26 protein-coding genes and 1 pseudogene are annotated in these 25,423 nt (G+C 63.5%); 14 read left to right on the plus strand and 13 right to left on the minus strand.

Annotated features, from left to right (window positions below):
* Position 1: 1 nt before the first annotated feature.
* The 5 genes and pseudogenes from ubiU to norR form a co-directional block, all read right to left on the minus strand.
* On the minus strand, positions 2–997 hold the full coding sequence (ubiU, locus tag AB4N42_RS18285) for a ubiquinone anaerobic biosynthesis protein UbiU (protein WP_030137659.1): 996 nt from the start codon (positions 995–997) through the stop codon (positions 2–4).
* Positions 998–1,078: 81 nt separating this feature from the next.
* Positions 1,079–2,316, minus strand: a pseudogene (locus AB4N42_RS18290) (molybdopterin molybdotransferase MoeA).
* Positions 2,313–2,867: a molybdenum cofactor biosynthesis protein B gene (moaB, locus tag AB4N42_RS18295; protein ID WP_030137661.1), complete on the minus strand. Its 555-nt coding sequence runs from the start codon at positions 2,865–2,867 to the stop codon at positions 2,313–2,315. The pseudogene AB4N42_RS18290 and the gene moaB overlap by 4 nt, the downstream one beginning before the upstream one ends.
* Before the next feature lie 119 nt (positions 2,868–2,986).
* Positions 2,987–3,634 (minus strand): pyridoxamine 5'-phosphate oxidase, encoded by a 648-nt coding sequence (gene pdxH / locus AB4N42_RS18300; RefSeq protein ID WP_030137662.1) that lies wholly within the window; start codon positions 3,632–3,634, stop codon positions 2,987–2,989.
* 199 nt (positions 3,635–3,833) lie between these two features.
* Positions 3,834–5,354: a nitric oxide reductase transcriptional regulator NorR gene (norR, locus tag AB4N42_RS18305; protein WP_217859424.1), complete on the minus strand. Its 1,521-nt coding sequence runs from the start codon at positions 5,352–5,354 to the stop codon at positions 3,834–3,836.
* 161 nt (positions 5,355–5,515) lie between these two features.
* Here norR and ytfE point away from each other — a divergent pair, with 161 nt between their 5' ends.
* Positions 5,516–6,190, plus strand: coding sequence for an iron-sulfur cluster repair protein YtfE (gene ytfE / locus AB4N42_RS18310; protein ID WP_030137664.1), 675 nt, complete (start codon positions 5,516–5,518; stop codon positions 6,188–6,190).
* A 137-nt stretch (positions 6,191–6,327) separates the two neighbouring features.
* Here the strand turns inward: ytfE and AB4N42_RS18315 are convergent, their stop codons facing one another.
* Entirely contained in the window at positions 6,328–6,765 is a 438-nt protein-coding gene (locus AB4N42_RS18315; protein ID WP_030137665.1) for a membrane protein, read from the minus strand.
* Between the two features lie 26 nt (positions 6,766–6,791).
* A complete protein-coding gene (locus AB4N42_RS18320; RefSeq protein ID WP_030137666.1) occupies positions 6,792–7,982 on the minus strand; it encodes an NnrS family protein in 1,191 nt (396 codons plus the stop codon).
* A 554-nt stretch (positions 7,983–8,536) separates the two neighbouring features.
* Between AB4N42_RS18320 and AB4N42_RS18325 the strand changes: the two genes are divergently transcribed.
* Positions 8,537–9,220: a Crp/Fnr family transcriptional regulator gene (locus AB4N42_RS18325; protein ID WP_030137667.1), complete on the plus strand. Its 684-nt coding sequence runs from the start codon at positions 8,537–8,539 to the stop codon at positions 9,218–9,220.
* Complete coding sequence (locus AB4N42_RS18330) at positions 9,217–9,417, plus strand: protein DnrP (RefSeq protein ID WP_460115109.1); 201 nt, start codon at positions 9,217–9,219, stop codon at positions 9,415–9,417. Before AB4N42_RS18325 ends, AB4N42_RS18330 begins: the two co-directional genes overlap by 4 nt.
* A gap of 4 nt (positions 9,418–9,421) precedes the next feature.
* Here the strand turns inward: AB4N42_RS18330 and AB4N42_RS18335 are convergent, their stop codons facing one another.
* The 3 genes from AB4N42_RS18335 to AB4N42_RS18345 all read right to left on the minus strand — a co-directional run bounded on the left by AB4N42_RS18335 (position 9,422) and on the right by AB4N42_RS18345 (position 13,318).
* A complete protein-coding gene (locus AB4N42_RS18335) occupies positions 9,422–11,260 on the minus strand; it encodes a VWA domain-containing protein (RefSeq protein WP_460115110.1) in 1,839 nt (612 codons plus the stop codon).
* Between the two features lie 186 nt (positions 11,261–11,446).
* On the minus strand, positions 11,447–12,874 hold the full coding sequence (locus AB4N42_RS18340; RefSeq protein WP_198798249.1) for a cbb3-type cytochrome c oxidase subunit I: 1,428 nt from the start codon (positions 12,872–12,874) through the stop codon (positions 11,447–11,449).
* Positions 12,875–12,877: 3 nt separating this feature from the next.
* Positions 12,878–13,318 carry a c-type cytochrome gene (locus AB4N42_RS18345; RefSeq protein WP_030137671.1) on the minus strand — a complete coding sequence of 147 codons (441 nt, stop codon included), beginning with the start codon at positions 13,316–13,318 and terminating at the stop codon, positions 12,878–12,880.
* A 315-nt stretch (positions 13,319–13,633) separates the two neighbouring features.
* On the opposite strand from AB4N42_RS18345, the gene AB4N42_RS18350 reads away from it, so the two are divergent.
* Both AB4N42_RS18350 and AB4N42_RS18355 read left to right on the plus strand, forming a co-directional pair.
* Complete coding sequence (locus AB4N42_RS18350) at positions 13,634–15,442, plus strand: phospholipase D-like domain-containing protein (protein ID WP_460115111.1); 1,809 nt, start codon at positions 13,634–13,636, stop codon at positions 15,440–15,442.
* Positions 15,442–16,695, plus strand: a complete 1,254-nt coding sequence (locus tag AB4N42_RS18355) for an SEL1-like repeat protein (protein ID WP_460115112.1) — start codon at positions 15,442–15,444, stop codon at positions 16,693–16,695. Before AB4N42_RS18350 ends, AB4N42_RS18355 begins: the two co-directional genes overlap by 1 nt.
* 53 nt (positions 16,696–16,748) lie before the next feature.
* Here AB4N42_RS18355 and AB4N42_RS18360 read toward each other — a convergent pair whose 3' ends face one another.
* From AB4N42_RS18360 to AB4N42_RS18370, 3 genes are read right to left on the minus strand one after another with little or no spacing between them, the layout of a single operon-like run.
* A complete protein-coding gene (locus AB4N42_RS18360) occupies positions 16,749–16,994 on the minus strand; it encodes a cytochrome C oxidase subunit IV family protein (protein ID WP_249874877.1) in 246 nt (81 codons plus the stop codon).
* A 12-nt stretch (positions 16,995–17,006) separates the two neighbouring features.
* Entirely contained in the window at positions 17,007–17,594 is a 588-nt protein-coding gene (locus AB4N42_RS18365) for a cytochrome c oxidase subunit 3 family protein (protein ID WP_460115113.1), read from the minus strand.
* The gene (locus AB4N42_RS18370) at positions 17,578–18,381 is read right to left on the minus strand and encodes an AAA family ATPase (protein ID WP_460115114.1); all 804 of its coding nucleotides are present in this window, start codon (positions 18,379–18,381) and stop codon (positions 17,578–17,580) included. Before AB4N42_RS18370 ends, AB4N42_RS18365 begins: the two co-directional genes overlap by 17 nt.
* A 198-nt stretch (positions 18,382–18,579) precedes the next feature.
* Between AB4N42_RS18370 and nirS the strand changes: the two genes are divergently transcribed.
* The 9 genes from nirS (at position 18,580) to nirJ (ending at position 25,419) form a co-directional block, all read left to right on the plus strand.
* Positions 18,580–20,271, plus strand: a complete 1,692-nt coding sequence (gene nirS / locus AB4N42_RS18375; protein WP_456154122.1) for a nitrite reductase — start codon at positions 18,580–18,582, stop codon at positions 20,269–20,271.
* A gap of 24 nt (positions 20,272–20,295) precedes the next feature.
* The gene (locus AB4N42_RS18380) at positions 20,296–20,604 is read left to right on the plus strand and encodes a c-type cytochrome (protein ID WP_030137677.1); all 309 of its coding nucleotides are present in this window, start codon (positions 20,296–20,298) and stop codon (positions 20,602–20,604) included.
* A 186-nt stretch (positions 20,605–20,790) separates the two neighbouring features.
* Positions 20,791–21,120, plus strand: a complete 330-nt coding sequence (locus AB4N42_RS18385; protein ID WP_323155307.1) for a c-type cytochrome — start codon at positions 20,791–20,793, stop codon at positions 21,118–21,120.
* Positions 21,117–22,295 carry a cytochrome D1 domain-containing protein gene (locus AB4N42_RS18390; protein WP_460115115.1) on the plus strand — a complete coding sequence of 393 codons (1,179 nt, stop codon included), beginning with the start codon at positions 21,117–21,119 and terminating at the stop codon, positions 22,293–22,295. The genes AB4N42_RS18385 and AB4N42_RS18390 overlap by 4 nt, the downstream gene beginning before the upstream one ends.
* Positions 22,296–22,297: 2 nt before the next feature.
* Positions 22,298–22,756, plus strand: a complete 459-nt coding sequence (locus AB4N42_RS18395; protein ID WP_460115116.1) for an Lrp/AsnC family transcriptional regulator — start codon at positions 22,298–22,300, stop codon at positions 22,754–22,756.
* Entirely contained in the window at positions 22,753–23,265 is a 513-nt protein-coding gene (gene ahbB, locus AB4N42_RS18400) for a siroheme decarboxylase subunit beta (protein ID WP_407683669.1), read from the plus strand. The genes AB4N42_RS18395 and ahbB (AB4N42_RS18400) overlap by 4 nt, the downstream gene beginning before the upstream one ends.
* Positions 23,258–23,701, plus strand: coding sequence for an Lrp/AsnC family transcriptional regulator (locus AB4N42_RS18405; protein WP_334597605.1), 444 nt, complete (start codon positions 23,258–23,260; stop codon positions 23,699–23,701). Before ahbB (AB4N42_RS18400) ends, AB4N42_RS18405 begins: the two co-directional genes overlap by 8 nt.
* Complete coding sequence (gene ahbB, locus AB4N42_RS18410; protein WP_460115117.1) at positions 23,676–24,212, plus strand: siroheme decarboxylase subunit beta; 537 nt, start codon at positions 23,676–23,678, stop codon at positions 24,210–24,212. Before AB4N42_RS18405 ends, ahbB (AB4N42_RS18410) begins: the two co-directional genes overlap by 26 nt.
* 28 nt (positions 24,213–24,240) lie before the next feature.
* On the plus strand, positions 24,241–25,419 hold the full coding sequence (gene nirJ, locus AB4N42_RS18415) for a heme d1 biosynthesis radical SAM protein NirJ (protein ID WP_030138799.1): 1,179 nt from the start codon (positions 24,241–24,243) through the stop codon (positions 25,417–25,419).
* Positions 25,420–25,423 lie beyond the last annotated feature (4 nt).

The raw sequence follows: 25,423 nt of genomic DNA on the forward strand, positions 1-25,423 counted from the left end.
CTCATTGCCATGATCGATGGTACGCGCCCAGGGTGGTCTGGCTGCCTTCGGACAGACCGGCCAGCACCTGGCGCCATTCTTCCCGCACGCGGAAGCGTTGCGGCGCGACCTGATGGGCATCCAGCGCGGCGCGCCAGACCCGGGTCACTTGCTCGACGTAGGCCGGGCTGCGCTGGCGGCCTTCGATCTTCACCGCTTCGACGCCGATGGCCGCCAGTTCCGGCAGCAGGTCGAGGGTGTCGAGGCTGGTGGGTTCTTCCAGGGCGTGGAAGCGCTTGCCGCCCACCAGGAAGCGGCCTTTGCACAATGTCGGATAGCCGGCCGGTTCTTCCGGGGTGTAGCGGTCGATCAGCACTTCGCTCAGGCGGGCGCTCAACCCATCGGCGTCCTCGCTCCAGCGCACCGCCTTGGCTGGCGAGCAGACGCCGCACAGGTTCGGCGATTCGCCAGTGATGTATGAAGACAAGTGGCAACGGCCCTCGGCCATGATGCACAGGCTGCCGAAACCGAAGACCTCGATCGGCACCGGGCTGCCCGCCGCCACCTGCCGGACCTGGGCCAGGGACAGCACGCGCGGCAGCACGGCGCGACGAATGTCATAGCGCTGCGCGTAGAACGCCAGCGCCGCCGCGTGGGTGGCCGAGCCTTGTACCGAAAGGTGCAGCGCCAAGCGAGGATGGCGCTGGCTGGCGTAGCTGAGCACGCCGGGATCGGCGGCGATCAACGCATCCACGCCGAAATCGGCGGCGCGATCCACCGCACGCTGCCAGCGCTCCCAGCCCTTGGGTTGCGGATATGTATTGACCGCCACGTAGAGTTTGCGTTGGTGCTGGCGGATATGGGCGACCGCTGCGTCGAACTGTTTGTCGTCCATGTTCAGCCCGGCGAAGTGCCGGGCATTGGTGTCATCGCGAAAGCCGACATAAACGGCATCGGCGCCTTGGCGCACCGCCGCTTTGAGGGCTGGCAGATTCCCTGCCGGGCAAACCAGTTGCATGGGGCATCCTCGTGAGGAAACTAAGGGCGCCGCCAGTCTAGCCAGCCAACCGGCGGCGACCTTGACGGCAGTCAATTGCCATCAATGCATCAGGCTCGCGAATGGCAGGTACATCACTGGATCGTGCTTGTGCACTTGAGCATCACGCTCCACCACCGCCAGGCCATCGGCCCAACAGGCCGCCGTCAGCATCGCCGAGCTTTGCTGTGGGTGCAGTTCAACGCACAGATGCCCGTCAACGCCCGCGACCAATCGAGCCCGCAGGTATTGCCGACGGCGATTGCGCTTCAACCAGTCGAACCCCATGCCGGCACCAACAACGGCGTAGGCAATACATCCCGCATGCCCTGGGCCCGGAACAGGAATGGCCGCACGACGATCAACGCGGTAATCAGCGCCGCCGAAGGATTGCCCGGCAGGCCAATCCACGGCTTGCCCTCCACGTCACCGAACGCCAGGGGCTTGCCGGGCTGGATCGCCAGGCGCCAGAGATCGATGCTGCCCAAGGCTTCGATGGCGTGCTTGAGGTGATCCTCCTCACCCACCGAGACACCGCCCGAGGTGATCAGCACATCGCATTCGGCCGCGGCCAGGCGCAACGCTTGGCGACTGGCCAATAGCTGGTCGGGCATGACGCCGAAGTCATGGACTTCCAGGCCCCAGCCACGCAACAACGCGGCGAGGCTGTGGCGATTGCTGTTGTAGATCTGCCCCGGCGCCAACGGCTCGCCCGGCTCGCGCAGCTCATCGCCGCTGCTGAGCAAACCCACCTGCAACGGACGAAAGACCTCCACCCGATCGATCCCGGCACCGGCGAGCAATCCCAGTTCCTGGGCCCGCAGCCGCGTGCCGGCACCGAGCAATCGATCGCCCCGCCGCAGCTCTTCGCCTTCCTTGCGAACGTGGTCGCCGCGATTGACCGATGGCAGCCAGACCCGCTCGCCCTCGACCCGGCAGCTTTCTTGCGGCACGACCGTGTCGGCGCCCGGCGGCAACGGCGCACCGGTAAAAATGCGCACGACCCGGCCCGCCGACAGCGGCTCGCCCGGCCCGTCACCCGCGGCGATCCGCCCGGCCAGCGCCAGGTAACCGCCCGCAATGGGCAGGTCCTCGGCGCGCAAGGCGTAGCCGTCCATGGCGCTGTTGTCCCAGGCCGGCAGGTTCATCGGGCACAGGACATCAACGGCCAGCACCCGCGCCAGGGCCTGATCCAGGGCAACTCGTTGCACCGGCGGAGGCGGCGGCGCCTGGTCCAGCAGATGCCGGATCGCCTCATCCACAGGCGTCAATACCCCGCTGTCACACACCTTGCCGCTCATGGGCGTGTCTCGCAGGCTGTTGGTGCGATGCCTTCCTGGGGCTTGAGGTGCGGGGTGAAATTGCACGGCCCGGTGCGCCCGTCCAGTTGCCCGACGAGAATTTTCTCCCAGCCGGTCCGGCAAGCGCCTGGCGAACCCGGCAAGCACACCACCAGCACGCCGTTGCTCATGCCGGCCAACGCCCGTGATTGCAGGGTGGACATGCCGATCTCCGCCAGCGACACCTGGCGGAACAATTCGCCGAAGCCATCGACCTGCTTGTCGAGCAGCGGCGCCACCGCTTGGGGCGTGTTGTCACGCGCGGTGAAACCGGTGCCGCCGGTCATCAGCACCACCTGTACTTTGGGGTCGGCGATCCACTGCGAGACTTGTGCGCGGATCTGGTAGATGTCGTCCTTCACCAGCGCCCGGTCGATCAGGTTATGACCGGCGCTTTGCAGCAGGTCGGCCAGGGTCTGGCCTGATGAATCGGTTTCGAAGGTGCGGGTATCGCTGATGGTCAGTACCGCAATGTTCAGCGGTTGGAAAACGCGTTGGGTCAGATGGGCCATGGCCAGCCGTCCTGTCGGAAAAGATGGCCCAGCCTGAACTGCAATCAATGCCGGGCCTATTCCTCCATGGAGGTACCTCCCTTGGCCGAGCTGCGTAGGAGCTCCTACAAGGCATTCATTCAAGGCGCCAGGCGGCTGCGCTGCCAAACACCGTCGTGCAGCCGGAAATCCAGACGGTCATGCAGACGATCGGCGCGCCCCTGCCAGAACTCGACCCGCTCGGGCCGCAGGCAATAACCGCCCCAATGCTCGGGACGTGGCACCGGTTGATCGGCGAAACGTTGTTCGGTGTCCGTCAGCAAGGCCTCCAGCGCCGCCCGGTTCGTCAGCGGACGGCTTTGCGGCGAAGCCCAGGCGCCGAGACGGCTGGCGACGGAACGGGAATGGAAGTAGGCATCCGACAGTGCCGGATCGAGTTTGTGAACCGGACCTTCGATGCGCACCTGTCGCTCCAGGGCCGGCCAGAAGAACGTCATGGCCGCCCAGGGATTGGTCGTCAGGTCGCGCCCCTTGCCACTCTCATAGTTGCCGAAGAACGAAAAGCCGTCTGCGCTGAAACCCTTGAGCAGCAACACCCGGCAGTGTGGCCGACCCTGCTCGTCCACTGTCGCGAGGGCCATTGCATTGGCTTCCACGGGTGGACTTTCGGTCTCGCGAGCCTGTTGCATCCAGACATCAAACAGCGCCAAGGGATCGTCGGGCGACTGGGCTTCGTCCAGCCCATCGCGGGTGTATTGGCGGCGCATGTTGGCCAGGGAAAGGGGCATGACGGTGATCTCCACTTGGGTTTGGGCCAGTGTGGAGTCGGCTGGGATGGGTGGCCTTGATCGTTGTCAATGCCTGGGCCTGTGGTGGGTTTCAGGGCGCCATCGCGAGCAAGCTCGCTCCCACAGTTGAACTGCGGTGGACACAAGTGCCCTGTGGGAGCGAGCTTGCTCGCGATGCAGCCGCCTCGGTGTTCCGTCCCTACTTAAGCCCCAACCGCCGCGCCAACTTATGCAAATTGCTCGGATCAATCTCCAACAACCGCGCCGCCCCCGCCCAATTCTGCCCACAACGCTCCAAGGCCCTGAAGATCGCCTGGCGCTGGCATTCGTCCACCGTGACGCTCAGGGGCCGTAACGGTGCGTCCACCCTTTCCTCTGGCGTATCGATGGCGGCAGCGCTGGCGCTGACGTCCAGATCCAGCACTTGCGGTTCGAGGGTCATGATCACCCCGCGATTGGCGCCACGGCTCAACGCTTTCAGCGCCGCGCGACTGATGACGTGCTCCAGCTCCCGCACGTTCCCCGGCCAACTGTACGCCAGCAACGCCTGTTCGGCCGCCGGCGACAGGCGCAGCCCGCGCAAGCCCAGTCGCGTGCGATTCAATTCGAGAAAGTGCCCGGCCAGCATCAGCACATCGTGGCCGCGTTCGCGCAGCGGCGGGATCGGCACCGGGTAGACCGACAACCGGTGATACAGGTCGGCGCGAAACAGCCCGTCGCGAATGCTGTCGGGCAAGTGCCGGTTGGTCGCGGCGATGATCCGCACGTCAACGTGCAGCGGCTTGTCCGCTCCCAGGCGCTGTATCTCGCCGTTCTGCAAAGTGCGCAGCAACTTGGCCTGCACGCTCAACGGCAACTCGCCGACCTCATCGAGAAACAACGTGCCGCCATTGGCCGCGTCGAAGCGCCCGGCGCGGTCGGTGGTGGCGCCGGAAAACGCGCCTTTGACGTGGCCAAACAACTCGCTTTCGGCCAGGGATTCAGGCAGTGCCGCGCAGTTGACCTGCACCAACGGCTTATGCCCGCGCCGCGAGAGGCGGTGCAGCCGCCGGGCGAACAATTCCTTGCCCACGCCGGTTTCGCCCAGCAGCAACACCGGCAGTTCCGAGTCGGCGAGTACGTCCAGTTCGTTGAGCAATTGCTGCAGTCCTTCGCTGCGGCCAAGGATTTCGCCCTCTTCAGTCGGCAGGCGCAGGTCCGCCGGGTCACTGCGCGACGCCCGCAGGCTACGGTTCTCCTGCTCCAACCGGGTGACGCGCACCGCCGCCTCGATCTGCAAGGTGCAGCGCTTGAGCTCTTCCCGGGCGCGACTGTCGAACGTCCCGGCGTGCAACGCATCCAGGGTGATCGCGCCCCAGAGCTGACCTTCCACGTACAGGCTCACGCCCATGCAGTCGTGCACCGGCAGCGGCTCGCCGACATGATGAACGAGCAAGCCGTCATACGGGTCCGGCAAACGACTGTCCGGCTCGAACCAGGTCGGCTCGCGCGATGCCATGATTGCTGCCAGGCGCGGGTGCTGGGCGATCACGAATCGCCGGCCCAGTGCTTCGTGGACCAGGCCAACGGTCGCCACCGGCCGGAGGCTGTCCTCGTCCAGGCGCAGCAAACCGACGGCGCCGCTGTTGAAGTATTCGCGCAGGGTCTGCACCAGGCGCTGCAATCGCACCGCATTGGGCAGCTCGACGATCAGGTCGGCGGCCAGGCTTTCACGCAGCATGGTAGTGATGACCCTCCAGGGTTCGTTTGACCCTTCACTGTCAGGGTGACAATCACCCTGCCAAAAACTTATTGCTTTATTTTCAACGGGTTGAATCTGGCACGTCGGCTGCAACGTGAGCGGTCATCTGTCCCTCCCGGGATTCAACCCAAGGAAACATGATGAGCCTCGACCTGCTGGAACAAAGCCTCGGCCAACTGGCCTGCGACATTCCCGGTGCTACCCGTACCTTCCATCATTACAGCCTCGATTTCTGCTGTGGCGGGCAAAAATCCTTGCGCGAAGCGGCGCTGAGCAAGGGCCTGAACCCGCTGCTGATCGCCGATGCCCTGCGCACTTTGCAAGCCGCTGGCGAACGCGGCCATGACTGGCGCGATGAACCCCAGGCGCTGTTGATCAGCCACATCCTCGAACGCTACCACGCCCGCCATCGCGAACAACTGCCGGAACTCATTCGCCTGGCCCGGCGCGTCGAAACCGTCCATGGCGCACGTGCCAGTTGCCCCAACGGCCTGGCCGATCATCTGCAGGACATGTACCAGGAACTCGAAGGCCACATGCTCAAGGAAGAACAAGTGCTATTCCCGATGCTGCAACGCGGCCTGGGCGAACGCGCCTCGGCGCCGATCCAGGTGCTGCGCTATGAACACGACCAACATGGTGAAGCACTGGAAACCCTGCTCGCCCTGACCGACCAGATCACCCCGCCCGCCGACGCCTGCAACACCTGGCGCGCCCTGTACCGTGGACTGGTGGAGTTTCGCGATGACCTGATGCAGCACATCCACCTGGAAAACAACGTGTTGTTCGTCAATGCGATGAAGCCTGCCCACTGATTTTTCAGCCCCTGCATTACCCCTGTGGGAGCGAGCTTGCTCGCGATAGCGTCAGGTCAGCCAGCCTTGAAGTGACTGATCCACCGCTATCGCGAGCAAGCTCGCTCCCACAGGGTTCGGCGGTGTTTTCTTCAGTTTTAAAACTGCCAATAGAACATCGCCTTCGCCAACACCACGATCAACACCATATGCCCCAGGATACTGCGCCGCAGCCAACACGCCCGGCTCGGTGTCAGCCGGCCGCTCTTGAGCCAGTACGCCAGCCAGACGTAATGCCCGACGATGCTCAGGGCCAACAGGATCTTCAAGCTCAGCAACAGCCCGAAGCTGTTGCTCAACGGCTGGCTCAATGCGCCGCGATGCTGCCAGGCCAGGGCGATGCCGGCGCCATAGAGCACCAGCACCACGCCGTGAAGTACGTGCCTTGAGCGTTGGGCAATCGCCTGATCTACGCCCTCCCTGACCGCCTGCGACAAAGGCCGACGGGCGGCATGCCAGATGAACACCTCGAAGAACAGCGTGCCGATGAAGGCGATGGCCGCCAACAGGTGGGTGATCAGCAAGACCCCATACATTTATCGATTCCCTCCCCGCAGTCGGCTCATCCCGGATGCCCATCCACCCGGCTCTTGAGCAGCATCGGCCCATAGCGCCAGGCGTACAGGCCAAACGCCAAGGTCCAGCACACTCCCGCCAGCCATAGCGCGGCGAACGGCAACAGCAGCACCAGCAGCACGCGGCTCAGGCACGCCAGGTTCAACAGGATGAACGCAAGGGTCATGCCCGCCGGTGGTTCGAGGGGGCGCCCGGTATGGCCCAGGCTGACACGGGCGATCATCGCCAGGATCAACCCGGCCATGGCGCCGATGGTCAGGCTGTGCACCGCCAGGCTCGGGTTCACCGGCACGCCGACGTGCCACAGCGCCATGCCCAGGCACGCCACCGCCAGCCAGGCGTAGGCCAGGTGCAGCGACCACAGCAGCGGCACCCGCCACAGGTCCCGGTCATGCCAACGCACCAGCCGAATCCCGTGGCCCACCGCCAACGCGGCGAACAACAGGCCGACCCAGACGTTGGCCGCCAGCGCCGGACCGAAGGCATACAGCAGCGCCACCAGTGCGGAACCCGCCAGCAACAAGCGATCGAGCCACGGCCAGGGCGCCACACCTTCCACACGACCGAGGCCACGCTGGGTGAAGAACGGAATCACACGTCCGCCAATCAGCCCCATCATCGCCGCCACCAGCCACAAGCCGGTGAGCACGCTCTGGCGCTGCAAACTTTCGTTGTGCTGGATCAGGCCGTACACCGACAAGCCGTCAGCGGCAGCCAGCAGCAGCAAGACCAGCACGATCGGGTAATTGCGTTTCTGCCGCACACGCCACAACGTCAGACCCATCAACGCGGCGACACCCAAGGCGAAAGCCAGCTCCAGGACCGCCAGCAAGGGCAGCGGTGCATCAACCAACCAGGCCAGTCGCGCCCCCAGCCACACCAACGCCAGCGCTGCCAACCGCTTGCCGCTGAGCCCCGGCGTACCCGTCCAGGTTTGCACCGCTGTCAGCAGGAACCCGGCGATGATCGCCAGGCCGAAACCGAACAGCAATTCATGACGGTGCCATGCCAACCAACCACCGGCCGGCTGCCAGGCCGACAGCCGCCCGCTGAACACCGCCAGCCACAGCGGCACCACCAGCAGCGCGAGCACGCAGCCGCCCAGGAAGAACGGCCGGAACGCCAGGCGCCACAGCGGTGGAATCGCCATGGCCTTGCGACGATCAAGCACTTGCATACACCACTCCTCAGCCCCCGCCGGAACGCCCGCGAGGTGCGATAAAACCAGGTTCGAATGATCGGTTATCGACGCGCACGAGCCTTGTCTCAGATCAAGCCGGCGCATCGGCAACCGCATGCCTCGGCCAGAAGCTTGCAAAGGGCTTGCCGAACCCATTCGCAACTTGATCGGGAAACCTGTGGGAGCGAGCTTGCTCGCGATGACGATGGATCAGTCGGCGCCGATGTTGGATGTTAGTACGCTATCGCGAGCAAGCTCGCTCCCACAGGGAGTGGTCATTTCAACCCCGTCATGGTGATTTCTACCCTTCAAGCCTGGGGTCATTTCTACCCTGCCCAGCCCCAACGTCCCATGAATCAAAGCCCCCAGGAATGGCCCAGCTCTTGCTCAAGCACGGCATCAGCTTCTACTTCCGGGGTTATCCATGAAATCCGTCGTCCTGCCGCTCACCTGGTTCGTCGTGCTCTCCTGCGTCGTGGCGCTTGCCAGCGGCCTGTCCCTGAGCCTGGTCTGACCCCGATCACTTCTTTGCTATCACAAGGATCCACGCCATGGTGCTCCACCGCGTCCATCACCAGATTCTGCGCAGCCATCACCTGTTCGAGCCACTGAACGAGGAACAGCTCGACGAATTGATGAGCCACAGCCAACTGCTCAACATCGACAAGGGCGATCCGCTGTTTCGCCAGGGTGAACCGGCGCAAGCGTTCTACTTCGTGATCTCCGGGGCGGTGAAAATCTTCCGGTTGACCCCGGACGGCCAGGAAAAAGTCTTCGAGGTGATTGGCGAGCGCCAGACCTTCGCCGAAGCCATGATGCTGATGGACACGCCCAACTACGTCGCCTCCGCCGAAGCCGTGGGCCCGACGCAGCTGTATCGGCTGTCCAACGCCACGTACATGCGCCTGCTGCAAAGCAATAGCCGGCTGACCTTCGCCCTGCTCGGCAAGCTCTGCGTACGTTTGCACCAGCGGGTCAACGAGATCGAAACCCTGTCGCTGAAGAACGCCACCCACCGCGTGGTGCGCTACCTGCTGACGCAACTGGTGCGCCTGCAAACCGTCGACAGCCAGTTCGAATTGCCCATGGCCAAGCAGTTGATCGCCGGGCACCTGTCGATCCAACCGGAAACGTTCTCGCGGATCATCCGCCGCCTGATCGATGAAAAGATCATCACCCAGGACGGTCGCCAGATCGCCATTCTCGACCGCCCGCGCCTGGAGCAGTTCGAATGATCGCGCAGCCCACTTGCCTGTACTGCCAACACGCCAATGCCATCAGCCAAACCGAGTGCCGCCAATGCGGCATGCCCCTGCCGGTCGAAGCGGCGCTGGCCGGTGAGCGCCGGCTGCGGCGCTTCACCTGGTTCTGCGTCGGCTTGACGATCTTCTGCATCGTCATGTTCTTCTGGTTGCCGCGCAGCATCGCCTGAATCCTCAATCCTGAGTCAACTGCCGATACAACTGCGGCAACCGCAGCGGCAGTTGCTCGGGCTGGCGAATCAGCGTGTAGCCGTTGGCGCCAAACATGTACGGCAGATAATCCCCCGCTTCCCGGTCGATGGTGATGCAGAACGGCGTCAGCCCCTGGCGTCGGGCCTCCAGCACCGCCTGGCGCGTGTCCTCGACACCGTAGCGACCTTCGTAGAGGTCCAGGTCATTGGGCTTGCCGTCACTGATCAACAGCAACAGCTTGCGCCGCCGCTTGCATCCCGCCATGCGCTGGGTAGCCTGGCGGATCGCCGCGCCCATGCGCGTGTAATAACCGGGCTTGAGGCCCTGGATCCGGCCGCGGGTCTGGTCGTCGTAGCGCTGGTTGAAGGCCTTGAGTTCATGCATCCGCACGTTCTGCCGGCGCAAGGAGGAAAACCCGTACAAGGCAAAATCATCCCCCAGTACCGACAAGGTTTCACCGAACAGCAACAGGCTGTCGCGGATCACATCGATGACCCGGTGCTCGTCATTGAGGTGGGCGTCGGTGGACATCGACAGGTCGGCTAATAACAGGCAGGCCAGGTCGCGGCGAGTCTGGCGCTGATCCATGAACAGCCCGCGCTCGCTGGAATGACCGTGCTGGCGTTCGACGTGGAAATCCAGCCAGGCCTGCAGATCCAGTTCGCAGCCCTGGGTCTGCTGGCGCAACCATTGGCGATCGTTGCGCAGATGTTCGAACTGGCGACGCAGGCGCTGGGCCGGGCCTCGCAGGCGTGAGGGCAATGGCTGGGGTTCACAGTCGCGCGGGATGAAGCTTTGCACGCTGACGAAATCGTCCTGCAGGCGCTGCTTGCGATAGTCCCATTCCGGCAACAGGATGCCTTCGCCGAGCGGCACGTCATCGACATCCGCCGGTGGCAAGTCCAGGTGCAGTTTCAAGCCGCCGCCCTTGCGCAAGCGCGTGCGGGAAAGGGTCAGTTGATCGAGGTCTTCAGCGACGCGGGCGGCGTCCGGGTCTTCGCTGTCGTCCGACCATCGATCGAGGTCGACGTGCTCGGTCCAGCTAAACAGGTTTTCCAGGCGCACGATCAGCAGGCCACCGTCGCGGGTGGTGTCGTCAATGCGTTCGGCGCGCTTGCGACCGCCCTGCTGTTCGCCGGGCGGCGTCGCCAAATATTGCTCGGATTCTTCGAGGTCGGCGGATTGCGGATTGGCCAGATGTTGCGGTGGATAGAGCCACAACGGCAACGGCCAGGCCGCCCGCTCGCTACGGGGGAAATGCTCGACACTGCCCGGCTCGCGCAAGGCTTGGCACAACGCGCGCTCCAGGGCGGCTTCGGCGGGATTCAATGAATCCGGATCAGGGCGCAAGGACAGGTGCGCCTCCACCAATCGCCGGTAACGAGGGCGCAGCGCTGGGTAGCGTTTCAACACCGCCAGGGTCCAGCGCTGGTTGTCCCGCCCCCAATGCCGCATCGGTCCAGACTGCGCGGCCAGCAACGCCAGCCAGCGATACAGTTCTTCGTTGAGCCCGACATCGGGAAACGCCGCCAGGCTCGCCGGCAGCCGCAGGTTGTCGCCATCGCACCAGGCCAGCGGCACTTGCTTGCAGGTGCCGGCGATCTGCTGCAACAGGTTGCGTCGCAGCAGTAAATCCCGGTCGCTGACCGCTTCGACGCCCAGGTGCCGGGCACCGCCCGTGGCGCGAAACAGCACCTGCAGCGAGCGTTGCCGCGGAACCAACTCGACCCGTGCCTCGGGAAAATCGGCACTGGCCCGGCGGGTGATGAAACGGTGCCAGACGCTGCCGACCCACTCTTCCAGCTCCAGGGTGAATGCCATGGTTATTTCCTCTTAAGCGGAACCCATTGTGGCGAGGGGATTTATCCCCGCTGGGCGGCGAAGCAGCCCCAGAAATGTCTGCTACTGCGGTGTTTCAGACAGAATGTAGGGGGCCGCTTCGCGCCCCAGCGGGGATAAATCCCCTCGCCACAAAAACTCTCTCGCCATGAATTCAGTGGTGCCTTCTCACGAAGCCACCACCGCCGCCGGCGCCCGCAGCGCCGCGCGACCACGCTGGCGGAAGCTCAGCAGGTAGCACAGCAACCCGGCCAGGAACCCAAGGCCGCTGACCAGTCGCGCCCAGAACAGCGGCTTCAAATGATCCATCGTCGCCATGAACGGCAAGGCACTGCCATCCGTCATCCAGCGTTGCAGCCACACTTGCACGACACCGGCTGCGGTGAGGAACAAGGTGATCATCACCATCGACAAGGTCATCAGCCAGAAGCCCCAGATCTCCAGCCGCTGGGAACGCTCGTCCGCCGCTTCACCCAAGCCGCGCAAGCGTGGCATGGCGTAGCTGATCAGCGTCATCACGATCATTGCATAGGCGCCGTAGAAGGCCAGGTGACCGTGGGCCGCGGTCAGTTGCGAACCGTGGGTGTAGTAGTTGACTGGCGCCAAGGTGTGGAGGAAACCCCAGACGCCAGCGCCGAAGAACGCGGTGACCGTGGTGCCCTTGGCCCACAACGTAGCGGCACGGTTCGGGTGATGCCGGCGACGGTTTTTCACCATGCTGAAGGCGAACACCACCATCGCCAGGAACGGCAGCGGTTCCATCGCCGAGAAGATCGAGCCGACCCACAACCAGACCTCGGGCGCGCCGATCCAGAAGAAGTGGTGGCCGGTGCCGATGATCCCTGTGATCAGCGCCATGGCGATGATCACGTACAGCCACTTCTCCACCACTTCCCGGTCCACGCCGGTGATCTTGATCAGGACGAAGGCGAGCATAGAGCCCATGATCAATTCCCACACGCCTTCCACCCAAAGATGCACCACCCACCACCAGTAATACTTGTCGCGGGCGAGGTTTTCCGGGTTGTAGAAGGAGAACAGGAAGAACACCGCCAGGCCGATCAGCCCGGTCATCATCACCATGCTGACGGTGGTCTTGCGACCCTTGAGCATGGTCATGCCGATGTTGTAGAGAAAGCCCAGGCACACCACCACGATGCCCATCTTGGTGATTGTCGGTTGTTCCAGGAACTCGCGGCCCATGGTCGGCAGCAGGTCGTTGCCGGTGAACTTCGCCAGCGTCGCATAAGGCACCGAGAGGTAGCCCAGGATCGTCGCCACGCCGGCAGCGGCGAACACCCAGAACAGCAGCAGCGCCAGTTTCGGGCTGTGCAGTTCGCGATCGGCCTCCTCTGGTATCAGGTAATACGCCGCGCCCATGAAGCCGAACAGCAGCCAGACGATCAGCAGGTTGGTGTGGACCATGCGGGCCACGTTGAAAGGAATCAGCGGGAACAGGAAGTCGCCGACCACGTATTGCAAACCCATGATCAAACCGAACAGCACCTGCCCGAGGAACAGCATCAGGGCAAACACGAAATAAGGTTTGGCGACGGCCTGCGAGGCGAATTTCAGATGCGGATTAGCCATGCTCATCTCTCAGCCCTCCTTGTTTGGCGGCCAGCCATTGGTGTTGATCTTCGAACTCCACTTGAGGAACTCGGCGATGTCGTCGACCTCCTGCTCGCTCAGGTTGAACTGCGGCATGGCCCGACGACCGGGGACGTTCAGCGGTTGCATCTTCATCCACGCCTGGAGAAACGGCTTGAACGCCTCCTCGCCCCCGCGCCGGTTCACCACGTTGCCCAGCTCCGGCGCGAAATACGCGCCCTCGCCCAGCAGCGTGTGGCAGCCGATGCAGTTGTTGCGCTCCCAGACGCCCTTGCCGCGTATCACCGACTCCGTCAACTGCGCCTGGTTGCTGCGCTCCGGAAAGGTCTGTTCCGTGTGGTAGGTCAGGGCCAGGAATATCAGGAAGAAGAAAATGCTTCCCCCGAAGTAAATATTCCTGGCCATGCCTTTGGTGAAGGTATCTGACATGGTCACTTCCTCATTGCTTGGCGTGCCCATTCTAGAAAGCGAGGGGTCCGGAACCGCTTGATGGCGATCAAGAATCTCCGATGGTTTTGGTGGGTTGTTGTTGGCGGGAATGGGCTTGGAGGGTTTGTGGCCTACAGCGTGGAGTGATGGATCCTTCGGAAATTTCCCAAAATTGTAAAAGCGAGGTGGTGTTGGTGGAGTAAGGCGTTGGGGTGGGGCAGGCTCGCTTCTGACTTAAGGACTAATCCGTGCACCCGAGTTCAGGCGCCCTACCGCCCTGATGACGGTCTCGAATAAAAAGGAAGAAACTCACCCATGAATTTGCCAGAGATCGTGGTACCCATTTGCTTAAAGTACACCAACGAAGCCGTCTGCACCCCGCCGTGGTACGTCCACAACACTGAATACCATCCGGTGATCGCCAGCTATCAAGCGCTGGTCAATGGCCAGGAAACCTTCACCGCCGTGCACCAGGCCATTGCCCAGGCCAAGAAGAGCATCGACATCATCTGCTGGGGCTTCCAGCCGTCGATGTATTTCATCCGCGACGGCATGGCGCCGAGCATTGGCGAACTGCTCATGGCCAAGGCCCGTGAAGGCGTCGAGGTACGGTTGCTGGGCTGGGAAATGCCGTTCAATACCGCCGGCTTTGGCGGTGAGGCCAATTTGCCCGGCAAGGGCTCGATCCGCCTCATGGACCGGGTGATGCAACGCACCACCGAAGAACAATACGCCTTCGATCGCCAATGGTTTGCGACGTGCGCGGTCGCCGACGACAAGGCCGCGCAACGCACCGCCAGCGGACTGCCGGTGTTTGTCAGTCGCGGGTTCAACCTCGATGAAAGGGGTGAGATCGCCCATTGGGTGAAATACGCGAGCCTCGACAGCGAAATCAGCACCAAGATGCGCCAAACGCTGAGGTGGACGGCCACCCACCACCAGAAAAGCGTGCTGGTCGACTATGAGTTACCGGACTGCGCGGTCGGTTTCATCATGGGCCACAACATGCTCGACGAGTACTGGGACACGGACAAGCATTCGGCACTGAACCGAAGCCAGGACAGCAAACCCGCCCCCAACCGTGGCCCACGCGGCGATACGCCGCGCCAGGACATTTCCTGCCAGCTCAGCGGGCCGATCCTGGAACACCTGCATCACAACTTCGCCGCTGCCTGGCGCAAGGAAACCGGCGAAGACCTGCTCGCCTCGCGCCAATCCATGAAGGTCGGGCCGCAACTGCGCACCCACGGCATGCCGCAAATGGCGCAGATCCTGCGCACCCAACCCCAGGCGGGCAAGCGCGACATCGAGCGGCTCTACATGCAAGCCGTCAACAACGCGACGCAGTTCATCTACATCGAAAACCAGTATTTCCGCTGGCCACCGCTGGCCGAATTCATCAAGTCGGTCGCCGCTACCCAGACCCAGGGCGGGCGCGATCCCGGCCTGCACGGCGCGTTACATCTGTTCGTGATCACCAACGCCACCGACGACGGCATCGGTGCAGGCACCGTGAACACACAACGCATGCTCGAAAGCCTCGGACGGGCCAACACCATTCCCGGCGTTACCAAGCTGCGGCGCATTCAAAAAATGGAAAAGGAATTCCCGCCCATGCCCCGCGCCGACCCGAATGATCGTATCGGCCAATTGGAACAGGCCAAATGGAAGGCCGATCTCGAACGCAAAAAACAAGAGATCCTCGACAGCACCGTTGTGCCCGAGGAAATACCCGGCTTGAAGGTGCACATATGCTCCCTGGTCGCCCCCGATTCACCGGGCAAACCCTGGATGCCGGTGTACATCCACTCCAAGCTGATGATCATCAACGACGTGTTCACCACCCATGGCTCGGCCAACATCAACACCCGCAGCATGCAGGTGGACAGCGAGCTGAACATTGCCCATGAGTGGATGAGCGTGACCCAGGCGTTGCGGCGGCGGTTGTGGGATCTGCATACGGATAAGCGGGGGTCGCAGGATGATGCGGGGGAGGCGTTTGATGCTTGGCAGGAGATTATCAATAACAACAAAGACCTTCAGAAAGATAAAGAAAATGGGGGGCCCGAGGCCTCACTTGTTGAGTTCTATTACGAAAAAGCCGTCTTGAAGGACTTCGATTGATGCGGCGATTCCTCCTCCTGCCCTGCCTTTTACTGGCTGCTTGCGGCACCAGTGACAAGTTTAATTTTCCCAAGAAGGACCCTTCCGTGAAGCCTTTAACCGAAATTGAGGCCAAGCTGGCCTTCACCTGCAAACACGAAACGATCCCAGCCCCCTCCGCCGAGAGCGATGTGCTGTTTCAGTACGCGCGCTGGTTGCAAAAGAACAACCAGCTCAAGCAGGACAAAACCGTAGATCTAGAGATCGAGCGGCTGTATCGCATCGCCTCAGAGAACGGCCATTTCAAAGCCAATATCAATCTGCAGAACGGTGCAATGCGCGGTCGTTTCGAGCTCAGTGGCGCCCAGCACTTGCGTATGAGCCAACAATTAATCGAAGCAGACGTAGCGACGGGTTATTACTTCGTCGGGATCTTCCTGCAACAAGGCTCGGCGGGCCTGCATGAAGACGCTGACATGTCTTTACGTTACTTCCGCAAAGCAGCCGATGAGGGTAACGCTCAGGCTCAGTATCTTGTTGGCGATAAGTTGGCACCCAGCGACATTGCGCCGGACGTTGCCCGGCAGATGCGACGCTGCGCGGCAGAACAGGGCAATGGCAAGGCAGCGCAGGCCTTAGGTATAAACCTTAAAAACAAGGACCAGTACCAACAGGCGATTGAGGCATTTCAATTGGGAGTGGCTGCTGGTGACAGCGCCTCGGCTTCCTTTTTGTATAAAAGCTTCAGTGGCCCCAAACCAGATAATCGTTTGCACTACCTCGGCCAACAAGAAGACCTCGAACGCGTCGAACGCTATAAAACTATCTGGCGAATCCTGGCGAACTACTCCTACGCCAATCCCACCGTCCCCGAAATCAACGAAATCCTCCCCCTGCCACCCGCCAAGCTGCCTGAATGGGACGGCAAACTCCAATGGCTCGAAGCCCGCCTGGCCAACGTCCCACCGCAAAAACCCAGCGAAGCGTTGATCAGCGAACTGGCCGAGGCCAAGGGTCTCGAACCCGCCACCGGCAAACCCACGCCGAGCTCACCTGCATTCATCACGATCCCCCAGCCCGCACCGACCTGCCACAGCGGCCAGGCCTGCCCACATACCGGCTATTGGATCGCCGGCGCGTACGACGTCATCCGTCGCTTCGAACAGGGCGAGATCCTGCCAACGCTAAACGTACGCAAGTGGGAGAGCCGTTTCCTGCTCCCGGATCGGGTGACAGTTGGCCCAGAAAAGGTTGAGTGGATGTTCCATGGATGACTCCTGCCCCAGCTGGCTGTCAGCAACCGTCCCACCGGAAGTTGCGCAGGGACTCAAACCCCAAACGAAACCCCCACCGCCAGCACCACCCCCCAGCTCAACACCAACCGCCGCCACAACCGCGGCGCATGGCGCAGTTCCATGAAGCCATCGGCGATCAGCCAGGCCTTGGTCACGGCGACTGCCAGGATGGCGATGGTCGCCAGCCCGTTGGCAGCGAACTGGGCCAAGGCAACGGTGCCGGTGCTGAGCACGGCCAGCATGGCCCAGCAGATGATCAGGACACGGGACGTCGACATGGGCACCTCCACTCAATCGAGGATGTAGACCACCGGGAACAGCAGCACCCAGACCAGATCCACCATGTGCCAATACAGCACGCCGGATTCCAACCCGCTGTGTTGTCGTGCTCCGTAGCGCCGCATGCGGCGGCAGCCCTCGGCCAGCCATGCGAGGATGACCATGCCCAGCAGTACGTGGAGGAAATGGAACGCGGTGAGGATCCAGTACAAGGTGAAGAAGGTGTTGTGCTCCATGCCGAGGCCATTCGCCAGCAGGTGGGCGTACTCGCCGAGCTTGATCCCCACGTAGCCACAGGCGAGCAGCAACCCGCCACACAGCAACAGCGCGGCTCGACGCGGTCGGTCTTGCCGGGCCTGCTCCAGGGCCAGGGCGGCGAACAGCCCGGCGGTCAGCAGGCTGAGGGTCATCGCCAGGCCCGTGGAGCGGTCCAGCAACTGGCGGCCTTCGCTGAACATCTGGGGGTGCAGCGCCTGGGCGACGGTGAACGCGAGGATCAGCAGCGCGAACACCGTCAGCTCGGCGAGGATGAAGAACCACATCGCCAGGTCGCCAGGCAACCGCCGGGACATTCCAACGCTCTCAGCCGAAATGGACATCGACCACATCCATTAGCGCGGCCACGGTTTGCGGATCATCGCTCAACGGTTCGGCCAGGCACGCCAGGCAAGCTTGGCGCGGGTCCATCCCGGCGCCGATCATGCGGGCCGCGAAGATCAGCAGACGGGTGGACGCGACCTCCTCCAGGTCGTGCTGATCGAGCCGGCGCAGCGCCTGCCCCAAGCGCACCACCTGGGCGGCCAAGGCCATGTCGACGCCAGCCTCGCGGGCAACAATGCGCTCTTCGTCGGGCACCGTCGGGTAGCCGAAGCGCATGGCCACGAAACGCTGGCGCGTGCTCGGCTTCATGCCCTTCAGCAGGTTCTGGTAGCCGGGGTTATACGACACCACCAGCATGAACGAAGACGGCGCCTGCAACACTTCGCCGGTGCGCTCCAGGTACAGCTGCCGACGATCGTCCGCCAACGGGTGCAGCACCACCGCCGTGTCCTGGCGCGCCTCGACCACTTCGTCCAGGTAACAGATGCCGCCCTCGCGAACCGCCCGGGTCAACGGTCCGTCCTGCCACCAGGTGCCCTGGGCGCCGATCAGGTGACGGCCGACCAGGTCGGCGGCGCTGAGGTCGTCGTGGCAGGCGACGGTGTACAGCGGCAATTTCAGGCGATGGGCCATGTGCTGGACAAAACGGGTCTTGCCGCAGCCCGTCGGCCCCTTGATCAGCACCGGCATGCCGTGGCGCCAGGCCTGTTCGAACAACGCCTGTTCGTTGTCCTGGGCTTGATAGAAGGGTTCGTCGGGGTGGTGCGCGGTATGGATTGCGTTCATGGGATGGCCTGATCAGACAGCGGATTGCCACTCAAACTACGAGGCCCTGCGACAACCTGGCAAGGCTTGCGGCCGGCAAACTTGATCGCCGTCAAGCGGTTAACCATCTCCCCCGGCATAGCCTTGCAGCGCACCAAGAATCTGCGCGCCGGACGACATTTACGGGGGCAGCGCGGGTCATGCCTGAGGAGAAATGGAATGCTGATCAGCCACAAAAAATCGTGGGCGATGAGGGTCACGGCGCTGTGTACAGTGCTGGCCTCCCCTTACGTCTTCGCCGACCAACCCCCTGCGCAGGCCACCTCGCAGGACAGCCCGCGCATGGTCAAGACCGACGGCGCGCCGGACCTGAGCCAGGCCGACTTCGACGCGGCCAAGGAAATCTACTTCCAACGCTGCGCCGGCTGCCACGGCGTGCTGCGCAAGGGCGCCACCGGCAAGCCCCTGACGCCCGACATCACCCAGGCACGTGGCCAGGCCTACCTGGAGGCGCTGATCACCTATGGCTCCGCCGCCGGCATGCCGAACTGGGGCACTTCCAACGCCCTGACCAAGGACCAGATCACGGTGATGGCCAAGTTCATCCAGCACACCCCGCCGACACCACCGGAATGGGGCATGGCCGAAACCCTCAAGACCTGGAAAGTCCTGGTCAAGCCCGAGGACCGACCCACCAAGCAACTCAACAACCTCAACCTGCAAAACCTGTTCTCGGTGACCCTGCGCGACGACGGCAAGATCGCCCTGATCGACGGCGACACCAAGAAGATCGTCAAGCTGATCGACACCGGTTACGCGGTGCACATCTCGCGCATTTCAGCCTCCGGGCGTTATCTACTGGTCATCGGCCGGGACGCCAAGATCGACATGATCGACCTGTGGCCGAAAGAGCCGACCAAGGTCGCGGAAATCAAGGTGGGCATCGAGGCCCGCTCGGTGGAAACCTCCAAGTTCAAGGGCTACGAAGACAAATACACGATTGCCGGTTCGTACTGGCCGCCGCAGTTCACGATCATGGACGGCGAGACCCTGGAGCCCAAGCAGATCGTCTCGACCCGGGGCATGACCGTCGACACCCAGCAATACCACCCCGAACCCCGCGTCGCGGCAATCATCGCCTCCCACGAATGGCCGGAGTTCATCGTCAACGTCAAGGAAACCGGCAAGGTGATGCTGGTCAACTACCAGGACATCAAGAACCTCACCATCACCAGCATCGACGCCGCGCCGTTCCTGCACGACGGCGGTTGGGACAGCAGCCATCGCTACTTCATGACGGCCGCCAACAACTCCAACAAAGTCGCGGTGATCGACTCCAAGGAACGCAAGCTCACCGCCCTCGTGGACGTCGGCAAGACCCCGCACCCGGGACGCGGCGCCAACTTCAACCATCCGCTCTACGGACCGGTCTGGGCCACCAGCCACTTGGGCGACGCCGGGGTTTCGCTGATCGGCACCGACCCGGTCAAGCACCCGCAATACGCCTGGAAACAGGTGGGTTCGCTGCAGGGCCAGGGCGGCGGTTCGCTGTTCATCAAGACCCACCCGCAGTCCCGTCACCTGTACGTCGACACCACCCTCAGCCCGGACGCCAAGCTCAGCCAATCGGTGGCGGTGTTCAACATCGACAAGCTCGACGCCGGCTACACCGTGCTGCCAATCGCTGAATACGCCGGTATCAAGAAAGGCGCGTTGCGCGTGGTGCAACCGGAATACAACAAGGCCGGCGATGAAGTCTGGTTCTCGGTCTGGAGCGGCCAGGAAGACGAGTCGGCGCTGGTAGTGATCGACGACAAGACCCTCAAGCTCAAGAACGTGATCAAGGACAAGCGCCTGATCACCCCGACCGGGAAATTCAACGTCTACAACACCCAACACGACATCTATTGAGCCCCATCAATAAGAGGAAAAACCATGAAGCCTATTCTGATCGCACTGGCCTTGACCGCCGCCTATAGCCTGCCGGCCCTGGCCGATGATGGCCCGACACTGTTCAAGAGCAAGCCGTGTGCGGCCTGCCACTCCATCGACACCAAGGTGGTAGGCCCGGCGCTCAAGGACGTCGCGGCAAAAAACGCCGGTGTTGCCGGAGCCCAGGACGTATTGGCCAAGCACATCAAGGAAGGCACCCAAGGCAACTGGGGACCGATGCCGATGCCGGCCAACCCGGTGACGGAAGAAGAGGCCAAGACGCTGGCGGCTTGGGTTCTGACCCTTAAATAACTTACAAGGCGCAAATCACTTGTGGCGAGGGGATTTATCCCCGCTGGGGTGCGAAGCAGCCCTGAAACCTGACAGCGCGGTGTGTCAGGCAGATAGGTTCTGCTTTTCTGGGGCTGCTTCGCACCCCAGCGGGGATAAATCCCCTCGCCACAGGGGACATGCAAAAATTCAATATCGGAGGACGTCATGGAACGACACAGCTTCACCCCCTCGATCACCGCCCTCCTCCTGCTTATCCCCGCCTGCGCGCTGGCCGCTCCCGACCCGCCGCGCCAGGCCCAACTCCAACATCTTCTGGACCAGGACTGTGGCGCCTGCCACGGCCTGCGCCTGACCGGCGGCCTCGGCCCGCCGCTGACCCGTGAAGCCCTGGCGGGAAAATCCCGCGACAGCCTCATCGCCACCGTCACCCTGGGCCGCCCCGGAAGCGCCATGCCCGGCTGGGCGCCACTGCTCGGCCCCGACGACATTCGCTGGCTGGTGGACCGGCTTATTCAAGGAAAACCCGCCCGATGATCCGTTCCCTTCTGTCCATTGCCACCGCTGCAATCCTGCTCGCCGGTTGCGCCCAGCCCACCCTGCGCGGCACCGGCGACCTGGGCGTGGTGGTGGAACGCGCCAACGGCAGCCTGCAAATCATCGAAAGCGACAGCCACACCCTGCTCGCCCGCGTCGAAGGCCTTGGCGATCTTTCCCATGCCTCGGTGGTGTTCTCCCGGGACCAGCGCTACGCCTACGTGTTCGGTCGCGACGGTGGCCTGAGCAAAGTCGACCTGCTGACCGCCCGCATCGACCGCCGCATCCTCCAGGGCGGCAACAGCATCGGTGGGGCGATCAGCCAGGACGGCAAGCTGATCGCCGTGTCCAACTACGAACCGGGTGGCGTGAAGGTGTTCGATGCCCGGACCCTGGAACAGCTCGCCGACATCCCGGCCACGCCGCTTCCGGACGCCGGCAAACGCTCCCGGGTGGTGGGCCTGGTGGACGCGCCGGGTCAGCGTTTCGTGTTCAGCCTGTTCGACACCGGCGAGATCTGGACCGCTGATTTCAGCGACGGCCCCACGCCACGCATCGAGCGTTTCACCGGCATCGGCCAGCAACCCTACGACGCGCTGATCACCCCGGACGGGCGTTACTACATGGCCGGGCTCTTCGGCGAAGACGGCATGGCGCAACTTGATCTCTGGCATCCGGAGCACGGCGTCAAGCGCGTGCTCGGGCATTACGGACGCGGCGAGGCCCGGTTGCCGGTGTACAAGATGCCGCACCTGGAAGGCTGGGCCGTGGCCGACCAACAGGCCTTCTTGCCCGCCGTCGGTCACCATCAGGTGTTGGTGATGAACGCCACGACCTGGCAACAGGTCGATGCCATCGCCGTCGCCGGGCAACCGGTGTTCGTCACCGCGCGGCCGGACGGACGCCAGCTCTGGGTCAACTTCGCCTACCCGGACAACGACCGCGTCCAGGTCATCGACACCCAGACCCACGCCATCGTCGCCGACCTGCGCCCCGGGCCGGCGGTATTGCACATGGAGTTCACCGCCCGCGGCGACCAGTTGTGGCTGTCGGTCCGGGATGGCGGTGAAGTGCAAGTCTGGGACCCCTATCGACTGGAACGGATCGGCACGCTGCCGTCGCTGAGCCCCAGCGGCATTTTCTTCAGCAGCCGCGCCCACAAGCCAGGGTATTGACCATGACACCCAGCCCTCTCGCCCGCCGCTTGATCGACCGCTTCCAACACGGCCTGCCGCTGTGTGCCGAACCCTTCAAGGCCATGGCCGAAACCCTGGGCTGTAGCGATGCCCAGGTCATCGACTGCCTCCAGCACCTGCAACTGGCGGGGACATTGTCGCGCGTCGGACCGGTGTTCGAGCACAGCCGGGCTGGCGCCAGCACCCTCGCCGCCCTCGCCGTGCCGCCGGAGCGCCTGCACCAGGTGGCGGCGCGCGTCAGCCAGTACCCCGAAGTCAATCACAACTACGCACGGGAGCATCGCTACAACCTCTGGTTCGTACTGACCGGCCCCGACCGCGCCCACCTGGACATCATCCTCCAGGAACTGGAGCAGGACACCGGCCTCACACCGCTGGACCTACCCATGCTCACCGCCTACCGCATCGACCTGGGCTTTGCCCTGGAGACCGCCCCATGAACATCACCCTCAGCGAGGCACAATCCCTGGCGCTGCGCCGCCTGCTGGAAACCGGCCTGCCCCTGACCCCGCGCCCCTTCCAGGCCTTGGCCGAACAGATCGAGGCCTGTGAAGCGCAGGTGCTCGATCAGATGCGGTTATGGCACGAACAAGGCTTGTTCCGCCGCGTCGGCCTGGTGGTCAACCATCGGGCCTTGGGGTTCTCCGCCAACGCCATGCTGGTGCTGGACGTGCCCGACGCCTTGGTCGATGAAGTCGGGCGACGCCTTGGCCAAGCCCCGGGCATCAACCTTTGCTACCAACGGCCACGACGCCTGCCGCAGTGGCAATACAACCTGTTCTGCATGATCCACGGGCGCCAGCGCGACCGCGTCGAGGCCCAGGTCCAGGCGTTGCTCCAGGAACATCTGCTGGATGACCTGCCGCACCAACTGTTGTTCAGCACGCACCTGTTCAAGCAATGCGGCGGACGTTTCGCCGCACCGGCCGGAGCCTCGATCGATGGATGACCTCGACCGCCGCCTGATCAATCGGCTGCAACTGGGCTTGCCCCTGGTGCGCCATCCCTGGAAGCACCTGGCCCGCGAACTGGACAGCAACAGCGCCGAGCTGCTCGACCGCCTGCATGAGCTGCTCAATGAAGGCGTGCTGACCCGTTTCGGCCCGATGTTCGACATCGATCGCCTCGGCGGCGCGTTCACCCTCGCCGCCCTGTCGGTGCCTGAAGCGCGTTTCGACAGCATCGCCGAGCTGCTCGCCGATATGCCCGAAGTGGCCCACAACTACCGCCGCGAGCACGCCTGGAACATGTGGTTCGTGCTCGCCTGCCCCAGCGAACAGGCGATCACCGACACCCTGCTGCGCATCGAGCAGCTGACCGACCTGGTGCCGCTGAACCTGCCCAAGGAGGAGACCTACCATGTCGGCTTGTATTTCCCGGTTTGATTCGCTGCGGCAACACCCACTGAGCCCGGAAGAAACCCCGCTGGCACTGCGCCTGGTCGAACTGACCCAGGCCGGCCTGCCGTTGCTGGAAGATCCCTGGAGTTGGCTCGCCGAACAACTGGGCCTGAGCGTCGAGTCCACCCTCAACCTGCTCAAGCGCCTGGAGGCCGAAGGCGCGATCCGCCGCATCGCCGCCGTGCCCAACCACTATCGCCTCGGCTACCGCCACAACGGCATGACCGTCTGGGATGTCGCCGACGCCGACATGCCACGCCTCGGCGCGCTGTTGGGCGCGCAGCCCTTCGTCAGCCACTGCTACCGCCGACCGCGCCGCCCCGGCTGGCGCTACAACCTGTTCGCCATGGTCCACGGGCGCAGCCGCGAGGAAATCGACAGCTACCGCGAGCACCTGCGCTATCTGCTGGGAGATGCCTGCGCCGCCGACGACATGCTGGTGAGCAGCCGGATCCTGAAGAAAACCGGCCTGCGCCTGACGCCGGCCGCGCGCTGAGCCTGCACGCCAACCGAAGGAGCGTTTTATGTTGAGGATCAGCCATTACCTGCGCGCCCTGGCCGGGCAATGCCCCGCTCCACGCGTCGCGCCCCCCGCCAGTCGCCGCGCGCCGGTGGTGATCTGGAACCTGCTCAGGCGCTGCAACCTGACCTGCAAGCATTGCTACGCAACCTCCGCCGACAGCGTGTTTCGCGATGAGTTGAACACCGTCGAAGCCCTGCAAGTGATCGACGACCTGCACGACGCCGGGGTCCGGGTGCTGATCCTGTCCGGCGGCGAACCGTTGCTGCGCGAGGACCTGTTCCAGCTCAGCGCCTATGCCCGCGCCCAAGGGTTCTTCGTCGCCCTGTCCACCAACGGCACGCTGATCGACGCCACTAACATTGAACAGATCGCGGCGGCGAACTTCGATTACGTGGGCATCAGCATCGATGGACTGGAAGCGACCCACGATGAATTCCGGCAACTCAAGGGCAGTTTCGCCAGTTCCATGGCGGCGATCCGGCTCTGTCGCGCGCGCGGGATTCGGGTGGGTTTACGCACGACGCTGACGCAGCAGAACCATTTGCAGTTGCCCACCCTGCTGGAACTGATGAACGAATACGATGTGCAGAAGTTCTACCTGTCCCATCTCAACTACAGCGGTCGCGGCAAGCGCAGCCGCAAGCTCGACGCCCACCAGCAGATGAGCCGCGAGGCGATGGAATTGATTTTCGAGCGCGCCTGGGCGGACGTCGAACAGGGGCGCGACAGTGACTTTGTCAGCGGCAACAACGACGCCGACGCGATCCTGCTGCTGCAATGGGCCGCCCGGCGCCTGCCTCAACACTCCGCCGCGCTGGAGCAAATGCTGCGGGCCTGGGGCGGCAATGCCTCGGGCGCCGGCATCGCCAACATCGACAACACCGGCGAGGTCCATCCCGACACGTATTGGTGGCAGCACTCGGTGGGCAATGTCCGCCAGACACCGTTCAAGACCCTCTGGCTGGAGCGCCCCGAGCCGCTTCTCCTAAAACTGCGCGAGCACCCGCGCGCCGTCGGCGGACGCTGCGGCCAATGCCGCTGGCTGGCGATCTGCAACGGCAACACCCGCACCCGCGCCTGGGCCGACGGCGACCTGTGGGGCCAAGACCCCGGTTGCCACCTGAGCGATGAAGAAATCGGCGTGCACGCGATTCCCAGCGTGGCGCTGAGCCCGATATAGCCCG

This window comes from Pseudomonas sp. H2_D02 (assembly GCF_054677635.1).

Coding starts and splice junctions, on each gene's coding strand:
- AB4N42_RS18355 (WP_460115112.1), top strand. CDS start 15,442: ATGCGGCGATTCCTCCTCCTGCCCTGCCTTTTACTGGCTGCTTGCGGC.
- AB4N42_RS18390 (WP_460115115.1), top strand. CDS start 21,117: ATGATCCGTTCCCTTCTGTCCATTGCCACCGCTGCAATCCTGCTCGCC.
- pdxH (WP_030137662.1), bottom strand. CDS start 3,634: ATGCCCCTTTCCCTGGCCAACATGCGCCGCCAATACACCCGCGATGGG.
- norR (WP_217859424.1), bottom strand. CDS start 5,354: ATGCTGCGTGAAAGCCTGGCCGCCGACCTGATCGTCGAGCTGCCCAAT.
- AB4N42_RS18330 (WP_460115109.1), top strand. CDS start 9,217: ATGATCGCGCAGCCCACTTGCCTGTACTGCCAACACGCCAATGCCATC.
- ahbB (WP_460115117.1), top strand. CDS start 23,676: ATGTCGGCTTGTATTTCCCGGTTTGATTCGCTGCGGCAACACCCACTG.
- AB4N42_RS18325 (WP_030137667.1), top strand. CDS start 8,537: ATGGTGCTCCACCGCGTCCATCACCAGATTCTGCGCAGCCATCACCTG.
- AB4N42_RS18315 (WP_030137665.1), bottom strand. CDS start 6,765: ATGTATGGGGTCTTGCTGATCACCCACCTGTTGGCGGCCATCGCCTTC.
- nirS (WP_456154122.1), top strand. CDS start 18,580: ATGCTGATCAGCCACAAAAAATCGTGGGCGATGAGGGTCACGGCGCTG.
- AB4N42_RS18405 (WP_334597605.1), top strand. CDS start 23,258: ATGGATGACCTCGACCGCCGCCTGATCAATCGGCTGCAACTGGGCTTG.
- AB4N42_RS18340 (WP_198798249.1), bottom strand. CDS start 12,874: ATGAGCATGGCTAATCCGCATCTGAAATTCGCCTCGCAGGCCGTCGCC.
- AB4N42_RS18320 (WP_030137666.1), bottom strand. CDS start 7,982: ATGCAAGTGCTTGATCGTCGCAAGGCCATGGCGATTCCACCGCTGTGG.
- nirJ (WP_030138799.1), top strand. CDS start 24,241: ATGTTGAGGATCAGCCATTACCTGCGCGCCCTGGCCGGGCAATGCCCC.
- AB4N42_RS18350 (WP_460115111.1), top strand. CDS start 13,634: ATGAATTTGCCAGAGATCGTGGTACCCATTTGCTTAAAGTACACCAAC.
- AB4N42_RS18385 (WP_323155307.1), top strand. CDS start 20,791: ATGGAACGACACAGCTTCACCCCCTCGATCACCGCCCTCCTCCTGCTT.
- ubiU (WP_030137659.1), bottom strand. CDS start 997: ATGCAACTGGTTTGCCCGGCAGGGAATCTGCCAGCCCTCAAAGCGGCG.
- AB4N42_RS18345 (WP_030137671.1), bottom strand. CDS start 13,318: ATGTCAGATACCTTCACCAAAGGCATGGCCAGGAATATTTACTTCGGG.
- AB4N42_RS18360 (WP_249874877.1), bottom strand. CDS start 16,994: ATGTCGACGTCCCGTGTCCTGATCATCTGCTGGGCCATGCTGGCCGTG.
- moaB (WP_030137661.1), bottom strand. CDS start 2,867: ATGGCCCATCTGACCCAACGCGTTTTCCAACCGCTGAACATTGCGGTA.
- AB4N42_RS18395 (WP_460115116.1), top strand. CDS start 22,298: ATGACACCCAGCCCTCTCGCCCGCCGCTTGATCGACCGCTTCCAACAC.
- AB4N42_RS18370 (WP_460115114.1), bottom strand. CDS start 18,381: ATGAACGCAATCCATACCGCGCACCACCCCGACGAACCCTTCTATCAA.
- ytfE (WP_030137664.1), top strand. CDS start 5,516: ATGAGCCTCGACCTGCTGGAACAAAGCCTCGGCCAACTGGCCTGCGAC.
- AB4N42_RS18335 (WP_460115110.1), bottom strand. CDS start 11,260: ATGGCATTCACCCTGGAGCTGGAAGAGTGGGTCGGCAGCGTCTGGCAC.
- AB4N42_RS18380 (WP_030137677.1), top strand. CDS start 20,296: ATGAAGCCTATTCTGATCGCACTGGCCTTGACCGCCGCCTATAGCCTG.
- ahbB (WP_407683669.1), top strand. CDS start 22,753: ATGAACATCACCCTCAGCGAGGCACAATCCCTGGCGCTGCGCCGCCTG.
- AB4N42_RS18365 (WP_460115113.1), bottom strand. CDS start 17,594: ATGTCCATTTCGGCTGAGAGCGTTGGAATGTCCCGGCGGTTGCCTGGC.